Origin of the sequence: Streptomyces sp. NPDC057302 (genome assembly GCF_042667685.1) — a bacterium.
Taxonomy (GTDB): domain Bacteria; phylum Actinomycetota; class Actinomycetes; order Streptomycetales; family Streptomycetaceae; genus Streptomyces.
Window position 1 is genome coordinate 22,133 of sequence record NZ_JBHUZJ010000092.1, and the last position, 12,159, is coordinate 34,291.

General features: G+C 71.4%; 13 protein-coding genes and 1 pseudogene. 9 read left to right on the top strand and 5 right to left on the bottom strand.

What is annotated here, in order from left to right:
• Window positions 1-513: 513 nt before the first annotated feature.
• Window positions 514-1,452: a DUF3027 domain-containing protein gene (locus ACFUPX_RS38385; protein WP_383333296.1), complete on the bottom strand. Its 939-nt coding sequence runs from the start codon at window positions 1,450-1,452 to the stop codon at window positions 514-516.
• A 374-nt stretch (window positions 1,453-1,826) separates the two neighbouring features.
• Between ACFUPX_RS38385 and ACFUPX_RS38390 the strand changes: the two genes are divergently transcribed.
• The 4 genes from ACFUPX_RS38390 to ACFUPX_RS38405 all read left to right on the top strand — a co-directional run bounded on the left by ACFUPX_RS38390 (window position 1,827) and on the right by ACFUPX_RS38405 (window position 5,367).
• Window positions 1,827-3,212: an MFS transporter gene (locus tag ACFUPX_RS38390; RefSeq protein ID WP_383333326.1), complete on the top strand. Its 1,386-nt coding sequence runs from the start codon at window positions 1,827-1,829 to the stop codon at window positions 3,210-3,212.
• An 88-nt stretch (window positions 3,213-3,300) separates the two neighbouring features.
• Entirely contained in the window at window positions 3,301-3,810 is a 510-nt protein-coding gene (locus ACFUPX_RS38395; RefSeq protein WP_383333298.1) for a DUF2771 domain-containing protein, read from the top strand.
• A gap of 11 nt (window positions 3,811-3,821) precedes the next feature.
• Complete coding sequence (locus tag ACFUPX_RS38400) at window positions 3,822-4,469, top strand: futalosine hydrolase (protein ID WP_383333300.1); 648 nt, start codon at window positions 3,822-3,824, stop codon at window positions 4,467-4,469.
• Window positions 4,462-5,367: a 1,4-dihydroxy-6-naphthoate synthase gene (locus tag ACFUPX_RS38405; protein ID WP_383333302.1), complete on the top strand. Its 906-nt coding sequence runs from the start codon at window positions 4,462-4,464 to the stop codon at window positions 5,365-5,367. The genes ACFUPX_RS38400 and ACFUPX_RS38405 overlap by 8 nt, the downstream gene beginning before the upstream one ends.
• A 13-nt stretch (window positions 5,368-5,380) precedes the next feature.
• On the opposite strand, the gene ACFUPX_RS38410 is transcribed toward ACFUPX_RS38405, so the two are convergent.
• Window positions 5,381-5,764, bottom strand: a complete 384-nt coding sequence (locus ACFUPX_RS38410; protein ID WP_383333304.1) for a cold-shock protein — start codon at window positions 5,762-5,764, stop codon at window positions 5,381-5,383.
• 171 nt (window positions 5,765-5,935) lie between these two features.
• On the opposite strand from ACFUPX_RS38410, the gene ACFUPX_RS38415 reads away from it, so the two are divergent.
• Complete coding sequence (locus ACFUPX_RS38415; RefSeq protein WP_383333306.1) at window positions 5,936-6,187, top strand: hypothetical protein; 252 nt, start codon at window positions 5,936-5,938, stop codon at window positions 6,185-6,187.
• Here ACFUPX_RS38415 and ACFUPX_RS38420 read toward each other — a convergent pair.
• Window positions 6,180-6,818, bottom strand: coding sequence for an HAD family hydrolase (locus ACFUPX_RS38420; RefSeq protein WP_383333308.1), 639 nt, complete (start codon window positions 6,816-6,818; stop codon window positions 6,180-6,182). The genes ACFUPX_RS38415 and ACFUPX_RS38420 overlap by 8 nt on opposite strands.
• 105 nt (window positions 6,819-6,923) lie before the next feature.
• On the opposite strand from ACFUPX_RS38420, the gene ACFUPX_RS38425 reads away from it, so the two are divergent.
• From ACFUPX_RS38425 to ACFUPX_RS38440, 4 genes are read left to right on the top strand one after another with little or no spacing between them, the layout of a single operon-like run.
• Window positions 6,924-7,922 carry a FecCD family ABC transporter permease gene (locus tag ACFUPX_RS38425; RefSeq protein WP_383333310.1) on the top strand — a complete coding sequence of 333 codons (999 nt, stop codon included), beginning with the start codon at window positions 6,924-6,926 and terminating at the stop codon, window positions 7,920-7,922.
• Entirely contained in the window at window positions 7,922-9,064 is a 1,143-nt protein-coding gene (locus ACFUPX_RS38430; RefSeq protein WP_383333312.1) for a FecCD family ABC transporter permease, read from the top strand. Before ACFUPX_RS38425 ends, ACFUPX_RS38430 begins: the two co-directional genes overlap by 1 nt.
• Complete coding sequence (locus ACFUPX_RS38435) at window positions 9,061-9,918, top strand: ABC transporter ATP-binding protein (protein ID WP_383333314.1); 858 nt, start codon at window positions 9,061-9,063, stop codon at window positions 9,916-9,918. The genes ACFUPX_RS38430 and ACFUPX_RS38435 overlap by 4 nt, the downstream gene beginning before the upstream one ends.
• Window positions 9,915-10,928, top strand: coding sequence for an ABC transporter substrate-binding protein (locus tag ACFUPX_RS38440; protein ID WP_383333316.1), 1,014 nt, complete (start codon window positions 9,915-9,917; stop codon window positions 10,926-10,928). Before ACFUPX_RS38435 ends, ACFUPX_RS38440 begins: the two co-directional genes overlap by 4 nt.
• 89 nt (window positions 10,929-11,017) lie before the next feature.
• Here ACFUPX_RS38440 and ACFUPX_RS38445 read toward each other — a convergent pair whose 3' ends face one another.
• A complete protein-coding gene (locus ACFUPX_RS38445; RefSeq protein ID WP_383333318.1) occupies window positions 11,018-11,803 on the bottom strand; it encodes an ABC transporter permease in 786 nt (261 codons plus the stop codon).
• Window positions 11,800-12,159: pseudogene (locus ACFUPX_RS38450) on the bottom strand (ABC transporter); the annotation flags it as partial. The pseudogene ACFUPX_RS38450 and the gene ACFUPX_RS38445, both read right to left, overlap by 4 nt.

Genomic DNA, 12,159 nt, shown 5'->3' on the forward strand with positions numbered 1-12,159 from the left:
CCTCGGCCTGGACTGGCCGGAGGCACTTGTTCACCCTCGGCCTGGGCTGGTCGGTGGCGTCTTCCCGCGCTTCGCGCGGATATCCCCCACCCACCCACCCGAGCACCCCGGGGTAATCGGGTGGGTGGGTGGGAAAGGTCCGCGCGGAGCGCGGGATAGGCGCCGTAGGGGCTGGGCGGGGTTGCCGGAGCGCGGGGTAGGCGCCGTAGGGGCTGGGCGGGGTTGCCGGAGCGCGGGGTAGGCGCCGTAGGGGCTGGGCGGGGTTGCCGGAGCGCGGTCGTGGTCCGTCCTCGCGCAGTTCCTCGCGCCCCTTGCGGGGCAGGGCTTCGGGGCAATCGGGTGGGTGGGCGGGAAAGATCCGCGCGAAGCGCGGGAAGGTGCCGTTGCCGACGCGCGGCCGGCGTCCGACCTCGCGCAGTTCCTCGCCCCCCCCTCGCGGGGGCAGCTTCGGGGCAATCGGGTGGGTGGGTGGGGAAGACCCCGCGCGAAGCACGGGCACCCCCCAGCCGAACCTCAGCTGTGCCCGAGTTCCTCCGCCGCCCCCTCCACCGGCACCGAACCCGAATCAGGCGCAGGCCGCAGCGGAAGAACGTCCACCCGGGTCTCGTCGAGGACGGGCGCGGCCGGCCGCGACGGCTTCGGCATCACGGCAGCCTCCGAATGCCCCCCACAGCCGTACGCGAGAGACACCACATGCCCGTCCGCAGGACCGAACTCATTGGCGCACACCCCGAACGCCTGCCCGAGCGATCCGCCGATCGGGGCAAGGAAGCCACAGCTGACGCAGGACGCGGGCGCCGCCTGCGCCATCGCCGTCTTCGCGCCGTGCGACTCCTCCCAGCGGTCGGCCGCCGCATGCAGGCCGTAGCGGGAGAGGACCCGCGCCCGGCGCATGCCGAGCTCGTCGGCGATCGCCGCGATCGAGCCACGCGCGGGCGCCGCGGGAACCCCGGCGGACGGCTCCGCCGTGATCTCGGCGTCCTCCGCCTCGACGAGCTGCGCCATCTCCTCCGAGAAGACGGAGTTCGGCGGCGGCTCCTCCTCGCCCGAGTAGCCGGGCTCCAGACGCAGATCCTCCGCGTCCGTCGGGAGCAGGTCCCCCGGGCCCATGTCACCGGGACGGAGCCGCTCGCTCCACGGCACCCACTCGGGGGCCAGCAAGGCATCGGGGCCAGGCAGCAGCACCGTCTCGTCGAGCGTGACGACCTTGGCGCGCGAGGCGCGGGCCACCGTCACCGCCCAGCGCCAGCCCCGGTAGCCGAAGTCCTTGCATTCGAACAGGTGCGTGACTACGCGGTCACCTTCGACCACGGCCTCGACGTGCTCGCCGACCACACCGGGTGCGGCGGCTTCCTCGGCCGCGTCCCGGGCCAGTCCCACCGCCTCGGCGCACAGGCGGTCGGGAGTACGCGGGGTACGCGGGGTACGGCTTCGCGTTGTCGCTGCGGTCACAGGTATCGCTTCTCCATTACGCCGTCTCACGAGTGCGCCACCCATACGCGGGAGTGCGGACGGAGCGGACCGGAGGGCCGCGTCGACGTCCGCGCCCGAACGTCCTCGGGCGCACCTACGTCATCCATTCTGCGGGATGACCGAGAGGCGCGCGGCCAAGAACAACCGCCGCAGGCGCGCTACGCACGCTACCTTCTCCTGGCCCCTGGGCCTACACCGGCGTGCCCGCCCCCTGCGTCGGAGCCCGCTCCGTCGCCGCTTCAGGGCGGGTTTACCACCCGCCCACCCGTTTACCCCGGAGCCGATTCGCACTAGCCCGGCCCAATAGAGGGCACTATGACGACGTGGCTTCCGCAAGGTCGTCGTCCCATGGAGTGAGCGGACACGGCCCGGTGCTGAACCGGGCCGCCCGCTGGGTCGGCCGCGCCCTGCACCTGCCCTTCACCGGCACGGCCCGCGGTATCCGCAAGGCCACACACGCGCACGGCGCGGGCGAGTCGGGGCTCGGCAAGCTCATCGAACTGCACGCGGTGAACGGCGCGGGCGACGTCATGATCACCATCGCGCTCGCCTCGACGGTGTTCTTCTCCGTGCCGACGGACGAGGCCCGCGGCCGTGTCGCCCTCTATCTCGCCATCACCATGGCGCCCTTCACTCTTCTCGCCCCCGTCATCGGCCCCCTCCTGGACCGCCTCCCGCACGGCCGCCGCTACGCCATGGCCGCCGCGATGCTGGCCCGCGCCCTCCTCGCCCTGCTCCTGTCCGAGGCGGTGATCACGGGCAGCCTGGAGCTCTATCCCGCCGCGCTGGGCGTCCTGGTCGCCTCCAAGGCGTACGGGGTCGTACGGAGCGCCGTGGTGCCCAGACTCCTGCCCAAGGGCTTCTCCCTGGTCAAAGCCAACTCCAGAGTCACGCTCGGCGGGCTCCTCGCGACGGGGATCGCGGCTCCCGTCGGCGCGGGGCTACAGGCCCTGGGACCGCGCTGGCCCCTCTACGGAGCCTTCGTCATCTTCATCGTCGGGATGCTCCTGTCCCTCTCCCTGCCGTCGAAGGTCGACTCGGCGAAGGGCGAGCACAAGGCGCTGCTCGCGGCCGACGAGGAGCATCTGCACCTGCACGCGCGCACCGAGGCCGCGACGGACACGTCCAAGAAGCGGCGCCTCGGACTGCGTACGGTCGGGCCCGCCGTCACGCACGCCCTCACCGCCAACGCCGCGCTGCGCTGTCTCTCCGGGTTCCTCATCTTCTTCCTCGCCTTCCTCCTGCGCGAGGAGCCGCTCGGCGGCCAGAGCGCCGCGGTGTCCCTGGGGATAGTGGGCGTCGCGGCGGGCGTGGGCAACGCGCTGGGCACGGCCGTCGGCGCCGGGCTCAGATCGCGGGCGCCGGAGATCATCATCGTGACCGTCGTCGCCGTCGTCCTCGGCGTGGCGATCACCGCGGCGGTGTTCTTCGGGGCCGTGGGCGTCGCCTGCCTCGGCGCGGTGGCGGGCTTCGCGCAGGCCATGTCGAAGCTGTCCCTGGACGCGCTGATCCAGCGGGACGTGCCGGAAGAGGTGCGGACCTCCGCCTTCGCCCGCTCGGAGACCATCCTTCAGGTGGCCTGGGTGGTGGGCGGCGGAATCGGCATGGCACTGCCGCTGATCGGGTCACTGGGCTTCGCGGTGGCCTCGGCGATCGTCGCCATCGGCTGGCTCTCGACCGCCCGCGGCCTGCTCTCGGCGGCCCGGCACGGCGGGATGCGCCGCCGACGCGTGGCGTGAGCCCGACGTAGTGGACGGAACCGAGGGCAGCGGCACGCCGCGACCCCCACGTGGCGGGACGGCACCGGGTGCCCGATAGCCTTCGCCCATGACCTCCCTGCTCCGCGGCGGAGCCGCACACGTTCGCAGCTCGGCGCGCCTTCGCCGTTCCGTGGCCGCCATCGGCGCCGTCTCCGCCGGTCTCCTCGTCCTGTCGGCCTGCGACAAGCCGACGCCGCTCGCCACCATCACGGTCGGCAGTGACTCGGTGAACACCGAGGCCTCCTGCTACAACGACGGCAAGGAGCTCAAGCAGTCCCAGCTCCAGGGCTGCCTGAAGGACACGGACGTCAAGTCCATCAAGGTCGACCCCGACGAGAAGGTCCGCTTCGGCGTCGACCCCGAGGTCGCCGAGAAGGGCTGGACGCTCCTGATGAACGGTCAGCCGCTCACCGAGGCCAGCAAGAAGACGTACGTCGTGATCCCCGGCAGCGTCTTCTTCAACCAGCAGTACGGCGGCGGCGCCAAGGCCACCACCGTCAGCCTGCTGGAGGGCGGCAAGGGCTCGACGGCCAAGGCGACCGGCCTGTGGTCGTTCAAGCTCAAGAAGGACGCCTGACCGTCTTCCCTGTGGGCCCTCTCCGGATTCTGGTGGCCACCGCCGTCCCCGCCGAACGGGACGCGGTGGCTGAAAGCCTGCCCCCGCACTGCGCCGCGATCGCCGTCGGGGTGGGCCCCGCTGCCGCCGCCGCGCACACGGCGGCGGCCCTCGCGCGCACCCCGTACGACCTGGTGGTCTCCGCCGGAATCGGCGGCGGCTTCCAGCCCGACGCGCCCATCGGCTCCCTGGTGCTCGCCGACGAGATCACCGTGGCCGATCTGGGCGCGCAGACGCCCGACGGTTTCCTGCCCGTCACCGAACTCGGGTTCGGCGCCGTCACCCACCGGCCGCCCGCGTCCCTCGTACGGGATCTGGCCGCCGCCTGTGGCGCCGCGTCCGGCGCCGTCCTGACCGTCTCCACCGTGACCGGCTCCGCCGAGCGCGCCGCCGAGCTGCGGCGGCGCCATCCGCGGGCCCTCGCGGAGGCGATGGAGGGATTCGGCGTCGCCGAGGCCGCCGCCGCGTTCGCCCTGCCCGTCCTGGAGATCCGCGCGATCTCCAACGCCGTCGGACCGCGGGACCGCGGAGCCTGGCGGATCGGTGAGGCGCTCGGCGCGCTGGGCGGCGCGTTCGGGAAATTCGCGCCCGTACTGGAGAGTTGGAAGCGGCATGACTGAATCGCCCGCACAGGACGCGACCCCCGCACGGGACGCGCATTCCCCGCAGGACGCGAACCCTCTGAAGATCGCGTACTCCCCCTGCCCCAACGACACCTTCGTCTTCGACGCCTGGGCCCACGGCCGGGTGCCCGGCGCGCCCGCACTCGACGTCACGTTCGCGGACATCGACATCACCAACGGCATGGCCGAGCGCGGCGAGTTCGACGTCCTGAAGGTGTCGTACGCGGTGCTGCCCTATGTCCTCGACGAGTACGCGCTGCTGCCCTGCGGCGGGGCGCTCGGGCGTGGCTGCGGGCCGCTGGTCCTCACCCGCGAGGCGGGGGTCGACCTCACCGGCAAGACGGTGGCGGTGCCGAGCGAGAGGTCGACGGCGTACCTGCTGTTCCGGCTCTGGGCCGCGGACACCCTGACCGGTGGCGGCGTGGGCGAGATCGTGGTGCTGCCCTTCGACCAGATCATGCCCGCGGTGCGCGACGGCAAGGTCGACGCGGGGCTCGTCATCCACGAGGCACGCTTCACGTACCAGAACTACGGGCTCAACTGCCTCGCCGACATGGGCGAGCACTGGGAGCGTACGACGGGCCTGCCCATCCCCCTGGGCGCGATCATCGCCAAGCGGTCCCTCGGGACGCAGCGCCTGGAGCAGCTCGCGGACGCCGTGCGTACGTCGGTGCGGATGGCCTGGGACGACCCCGAGGCCTCGCGCCCCTATGTGCAGGAGCACGCGCAGGAAATGGATCCGGCCGTCGCCGATCAGCACATTGGCTTGTATGTGAACGAGTTCACGGCCGATCTGGGCGAGAACGGCTATGCGGCCATCCGCGGACTGCTCACGCGAGCGGCGGCGGAGGGGCTCGTACCGCCCCTCGCGCCGAATGCGCTCACCTTCGACTAGCGGCCTTCGCGGCCTACACGTCCAACTGGTCGGCGACCGCCCGCAGCAGGCCGGCGATCTTCGCGCCCGACGCCTTGTCCGGGTAGCGGCCCTTCTCCAGCATCGGCGTGATGTTCTCCAGGAGCGTCGTCAAGTCCTGGACGATGGACGCCAGTTCATCGGGCTTGCGCCGCTGGGCCGCGGCCACGGACGGCGTCGGGTCGAGGATCGCCACCGAAAGGGCCTGGTCACCGCGCTGGCCCGCGACGACGCCGAACTCGACGCGCTGACCGGGCTTGAGTGTGTCGACACCTGAGGGCAGTACGGAGGAGTGCACGAAGACGTCGCCGCCGTCATCGCGGGAGAGGAAGCCGAAGCCCTTCTCGCTGTTGAACCACTTGACCTTGCCGGTAGGCACCTGAAGTCCTCGTCCTCGTACGTGTCGTCGTACGCGTCTATGCCGCGGAAAACGGCTCTGGATAGCACTACAGCGGGTCGCCCGACCCGCCGGAACCAAGACTATTGGTCCGGGAGCCGGTGACAAGACGTCCCCGGATTCTTCCTTCGCGCTGGGAACTACCCTGGTGGGGTGCGTGACAAAACCCAAACGAATTCCGCCGGACCGGGCGATGGCCTGGTCCGGACCGGAGCAATCGTTTTCTTCGTCGGAGCCCTGGCCACTCTGGTCACGGTGGCCCCACTGTTCCTCGGCACCGAGCCGTTCCCGTCCATCGCCTACGCGGTGTGCATGCTGATGGGCGTCGGATTCGTCGTCGCCGTGGCGGGAGTGCTGCGCGGTATCGCGGTCCAACGCCGCCAGGCGAAATCCGCGGCTACTTAACGGCGTCCCCGGCGCCCTCCGCGAGGTGGCCGTCGAGCCAGGCCGGGAACCCCGTCAGGTCGGTGAGCACGACGTCCGCGCCCGCGGCGCGCAGTTCCGCTGCGTCGCACGGCCCGGTCGCCACCGCGACGGAGAGCGCGCCCGCCGTACGCGCGCCGCGTACATCACCGGTGTGGTCACCGACGTACACCGCCGCGTCGTGCTCGCGCAGCGCCTCCGCCTTCGCCTCGGCCCACAGCCAGCCGATCACCGCGTCCGCCTCGATGCCCAGGTGCGCCAGGTGGAGCTTCGCGTTCGGCTCGTGCTTGGCGGTCACCACGATCGCCCGGCCGCCGTGGGCGCGCACGGCCGCGATCGCCTCGCGGGCGCCGGGCATCGCGAGCGTGGGGGCGATGGCGTACGCGGCATAGATCTCGCGGTAGCGATCACCCATCACCTGGATCTGGTCCTCGGGGAACCAGTGGCGCATCTCCTCCTCCAGGGGAGGGCCGAGCCGGGAGATCGCGAGGTCGGCGTCTATGTACGTTCCGGTCTCGGCGGACAGGGCCAGGTAGGCCTCCTTGATGCCGGGCCGGGAGTCGATCAGGGTCATGTCGAGGTCGAAGCCGACCGTCGGAGTGCGTGAGCTCATGGGTCCATTGTGCCGAGGACTCCGCCCGGATCCGGGCCCGCGGCACCCCCTTAGACTTAGCCAAGCCTTACTTCCCTCCCCGATCCCCCGAAACGAGCTCAGCCGATGCGTGTGCCAGCCAGCCGCGCCGTCGCGATGACGGCGGCCGTCGTGGCCCTGCTGCTCGCGGTCCTGCTCAGTCTCTCCGTCGGCGCCCGCGCGATCGCGCCGTCGGCCGTCGTCGACGCCCTCCTGCACGGCGGGCACAGCGACGCCGCCGAGGTGGTCCGCGAGATGCGCGTGCCGCGCACGCTCATCGGCCTGATGGTCGGCGCCGCGCTCGCCCTCGCCGGCACGGTCCTCCAGGGCATCACCCGCAACCCCATCGCCGACCCCGGCATCCTCGGCGTCAGCCAGGGCGCGTCGGTGGGTGTGGTCATGGCGATCGCGTTCGCGGGCGTGCACACCCTGACCGGGTACGTCTGGTACGCCTTCGCCGGCGCGGGCATCGCGTCCGTCGCGGTGTACGCGATCGCCGCGAGCGGCAGGGGCGGCGCGACCCCCGTGAAGCTCGCGCTCGGCGGCGCCGCGATCAACGCGCTCCTGGTCTCCCTGACCACCGCGGTCCTCACCACCAGGGCATCGGCCCTGGACGAGTTCCGCTTCTGGCAGGTGGGCTCGCTCTCCGGGCGCGACGCGGAGATCGTCGGCCAGATCTGGCCGTTCCTGCTTGTGGGGTTGATCCTTGTGCTGTCCGTGGCGCGGGGGCTCGACGCGCTCGCCCTCGGCGAGGACGTGGCCAAGGGGCTCGGGCAGAAGGTCGCGACCGTGCGGATCGTCGGCGGGCTCGGGGCGACCGTGCTCACGGGGGCGGGGGTCGCCGCCGCCGGGCCCATCGCGTTCATCGGGCTCGCGGTCCCGCACATCGCTCGCGCGATCGTGGGCAGTGGTCACCGCTGGGTGCTTCCTATGGCCGCTGTCCTGGGGCCGGTGATGCTCCTGGTCTCCGACACCGTGGGGCGCGTGATCTTTCCGCCCAGTGAGGTGCCCGCCGGGGTGATGACCGCGCTCATCGGGGTGCCGTTCCTCGTGACGCTGGTGCGCTGGAAGGCGGTTGCTGCCTGATGTCCGTCGCCTCCGAACCGCCGCTGCGCGGCGGATCTCTCCCACCCACCCACCCGACTCGCCGCATCAGGCCCTCCGGGTACACCGTGCTTCGGGTGCGCCATGCCGCCTTCCTGCTGCACCGGCGTGCGGCCGTGGTCGCCGTCGGCCTGTCCCTTCTCCTCGCGGCCTCCTGCCTCACGTACCTGTGCGTGGGCGAGTCGTTCGTACACCCCGCAGAAGCCCTGAAGGTCGTCTTCGGGCAGCCGTCCCCCGATGAACTGGTCGTGGGAACGCTGCGCGAACCCCGCCTGGCCGTCGGCCTCCTCGTCGGCGCCGCCTTCGGCGTCGCGGGCGGGCTCATCCAGACCGTCGCCCGCAACCCCCTGGCCAGCCCCGACATCATCGGCATCAGCCAGGGCGCGAGCGCCCTGACGGTGGGGGCGATGACCCTCGGCGTCACGTCGGCCACCGTCCTGCCCTACCTCTCGGTGCTCGGCGGCATCGCCGCCGCCGCGCTCGTGTACGCCTTCGCCTGGCGCGGCGGCCTGCACGCCACCCGCTTCGTGCTCATCGGCATCGGCTTCGCGATCGCCCTGCGGTCCGTCACGACGCTCTTCATGACCAAGGGCGACTACCTCGTCGCCCAGCAGGCGCAGATCTGGATGACGGGCTCGCTCAACGGCCGCGGCTGGGCTGAGGCGGCGCCCCTCGGGTGGACGCTGCTCGCCCTGCTCCCGTTCGTCTTCTGGGCCGCCCGCGCCCAGCGCTCGGTGACCATGGACGACGACACGGCGACCGCACTCGGGGTGCGCCTGGGGCACGTACGCCTCGGTCTCGTCCTGCTCGGCGTCGTCCTCGCCTCCGTGGCCACCGGCGCCGCGGGACCCGTCGACTTCGTGGCGCTGCTCGCCCCGCAGATCGCCCGCCGGATGACCCGCACCGCGCAGATCCCGCTGCTCTGCTCGGCGCTCCTCGGCGCGCTGATCATCGTCCTCGCGGACCTCCTCGCCCGGCGTCTCTTCTCGCCGACCGAGCTGCCGGTCGGCGTCCTGACGGCGGCGGTCGGAGCCCCGTACCTGATCTGGCTGATCGTCAGAAGCCACGGCGTCAGAAGCCACAGCGGCCGTGGCCGTACCGTCAGCAATGGAGGCACCTCGTGACCGCCGCCCGCCTCAGCGCCCGCGAGCTGACCCTCGCCTACGAGGACCGCGAAGTCGTGCACGAGCTCGAACTCGCGGTCCCCGACGGCAAGGTCACGGTCATCGTCGGCCCCAACGCGTGCGGGAAGTCGACCACGCTGCGTGCGCTCGGCCGCCTTCTGAAGCCGAAGAGCGGCGCGGTCCTGCTCGACGGCGAGGCGCTCGCCAAGCTGCCGACCAAGAAGATCGCCCAGCAGATCGGGCTGCTCCCGCAGACGCCGGTCGCGCCCGAGGCGATCACCGTCGCCGACCTGGTGGCGCGCGGGCGCCAGCCGCATCAGCACTGGTGGCAGCAGTGGTCCGACGAGGACGAGCGGGCCGTGAGCGAGGCGATGGAACGCACCGACGTCGCCGCGCTCGCCGAACGGTCCGTGGACGAGCTCTCGGGCGGTCAGCGCCAGCGGGTGTGGATCGCGATGGCCATCGCCCAGGAGACGGACATCCTGCTCCTGGACGAGCCGACCACGTATCTCGACATCGCGCACCAGGTGGAAGTCCTCGACCTGGTACGGCAGTTGGCGACCGGGGCCCACGAGGGCGAGCGCGGCAGGACCGTGGTCGTGGTCCTGCACGACCTCAACCAGGCCGCCCGGTACGCCGATCACCTCGTCGCCATGAAGGCGGGCCGGATCGTCGCCGAGGGCGCGCCCGCCGATGTCGTCACCGAGGATCTCGTGCGCGAGGTGTTCGGTCTGGAGTGTGTGGTGGTACCGGATCCGGTGACGGGGTCGCCCCTGGTCGTCCCCGGGGCTCCGTGGGCCGCAGCGCCGCGCCCGCAGCCCCCGTCCGACCGAGAGGTGGCCCAGAAGCCATGACCGCCAGCACCGCTTTCCTCGCTCGCCGTCGCCGCCCCGTCGCCGCGGGGGCCCTCGCCCTCTGCGGCGCGCTCGCGCTCTGCGCCTGCGGCGCGTCGGACTCCGACGACGACTCCGGCTCGGGGTCGGGTTCGGGTTCGGGTTCGGGTTCCGGCGAGACGCACGTCGTCAAGACCGCCATGGGAGACGTGAAGGTCCCGGTCGCCCCCAAGCGTGTCGTCGTCCTGGACACGGCCGAGCTGGATTCGGCGATCACGCTGGGCGTGAAGCCGGTCGGCTCCACGCACGTCGAGGCGTCGTCGGGCTTCCCGGGCTACCTGCCCAAGGACGAGGTCAGCGGCATCGAGGACGTCGGCGAGATGCTGAACCCGAACCTGGAGGCCGTCGCGGCCCTCAAGCCGGACGTCATCCTCACCAGCAAGATCCGGCACGCGGCGAAGTACGACCAGCTGTCGCAGATCGCGCCGACCGTGATGACGGAGAACACCGGCTACCCGTGGAAGAAGAACTTCCAGGTGCACGCCGACGCGCTGGGCAAGAAGGCCGAGGCGAAGAAGGCCGTCGCCGACTACGACGCACACGCCGAGGAGGTCACCACCGCCGTCGGCGGCCCGGCGAAGGCCGGGGCGACCAAGGTCAACGTCGTCCGCTTCGTGGAGGGCGCGGACATCCGCATCTACGGCGAGCGGACCTACATCGCCACGCTCCTCAAGGACGTGGGTCTCGGCCGCCCCGCCATCGCGGCCAAGGCCAAGGACGGCTTCTCGTACGACGTGTCGCCCGAGAGGATCGACCTCGCCGACGCGGACGTCATCTTCCGTTCCACGTACGGCGATCCCCAGAAGGCCAAGCAGACCCGGACCGTCGGCAGCAGCCTCTGGAAGAACATGGGCGCGGTGAAGAAGGGCGACGTCCACACGGTCGACGACGAGCTGTGGATCCAGGGAATCGGCTACACGGCGGCGGACAGGATCCTGGACGAGATGCGCGAGTACCTGACGGAGAAGTGAAAGGCGGCGTACGCCGACACCGAGTCGGGGTACGCCGCCCTGGGGTGGGACGAGGTGCGCGCAGGTGGCCCGCGCCGTCATCTCGTCCGCTACTTCGGGTCGTTGTTGAACTTCGCCTTCGACCAGTAGTAGCCGAGCACGGTCAGCCCCAGGCACCAGGCCAGGGCGATCCAGCCGTTGTTGCCGATCTCGCTGCCCAGGAGCAGGCCGCGCAGGGTCTCGATGGCGGGGGTGAAGGGCTGGTATTCGGCGATCGGCCGGAACCAGCCCGGCATCGTGTCGACGGGGATGAAGGCGCTGGACAGCAGCGGCAGCAGGATCATCGGCATCGCGTTGTTGCCCGCGGCCTCCGCGTTCGGGCTGATCAGCCCCATGCCGACCGCGACCCAGGTGAGTGCCATGGCGAAGAAGGCGAGCAGTCCGAACGCCGCGAGCCATTCCAGGACGGTGGCATCCGTGGAGCGGAAGCCGATGGCCACGCCGACGGCACCCACCAGGACCAGGCTCATCACGCACTGGATGACGCTGCCGACGACGTGTCCGACGAGCACGGAGCCGCGGTGGACGGCCATCGTGCGGAAGCGGGCGATGATGCCCTCGGTCATGTCGGTGGAGACGGACACCGCGGTGCCGATCGTGGTGCTGCCGATGGTCATCAGCAGGATGCCCGGGACGATGTAGGCGATGTAGTCGGAGCGGTCCGAGCCGCCGATGCCCGCGCTCATCACGTCGCCGAAGATGTAGACGAAGAGCAGGAGCAGCATGACCGGGGTGAGCAGCAGGTTCAGGGTGAGGGACGGGTAGCGCCGGGCGTGCAGGAGGTTGCGGCGCAGCATCGTGGACGAGTCGCGCACGGCGAGGGGGAGAGAGCTCATCGGACGTTCTCCTTGGGCTGGTTCGGCTGGCTGGACTGGCTCGGCACGGCGGTGCTGCCGCCGCCGGTCAGGGCGAAGAAGACGTCGTCGAGGTCGGGGGTGTGCACGGTCAGTTCGTCCGCCTCGATGCCGGCGGCGTCCAACCGGTCGAGGAGGGAACGCAGTTCACGCTGGCTGCCGTCGCTGAGGATCTGCACGGCCAGCGCCTCGTCGTCCTTCGTGGCCTCGCCGAGTGCGCTGACGGCGGACCTGTAGGCGGCCGGGTCGGTGAAGCGGAGCCGTACGTGGCCTCCGGGGATCAGTCGCTTCAGTTCTTCCGCCGTGCCTTCGGCGGCGATCCTGCCGTCGTTCAACAC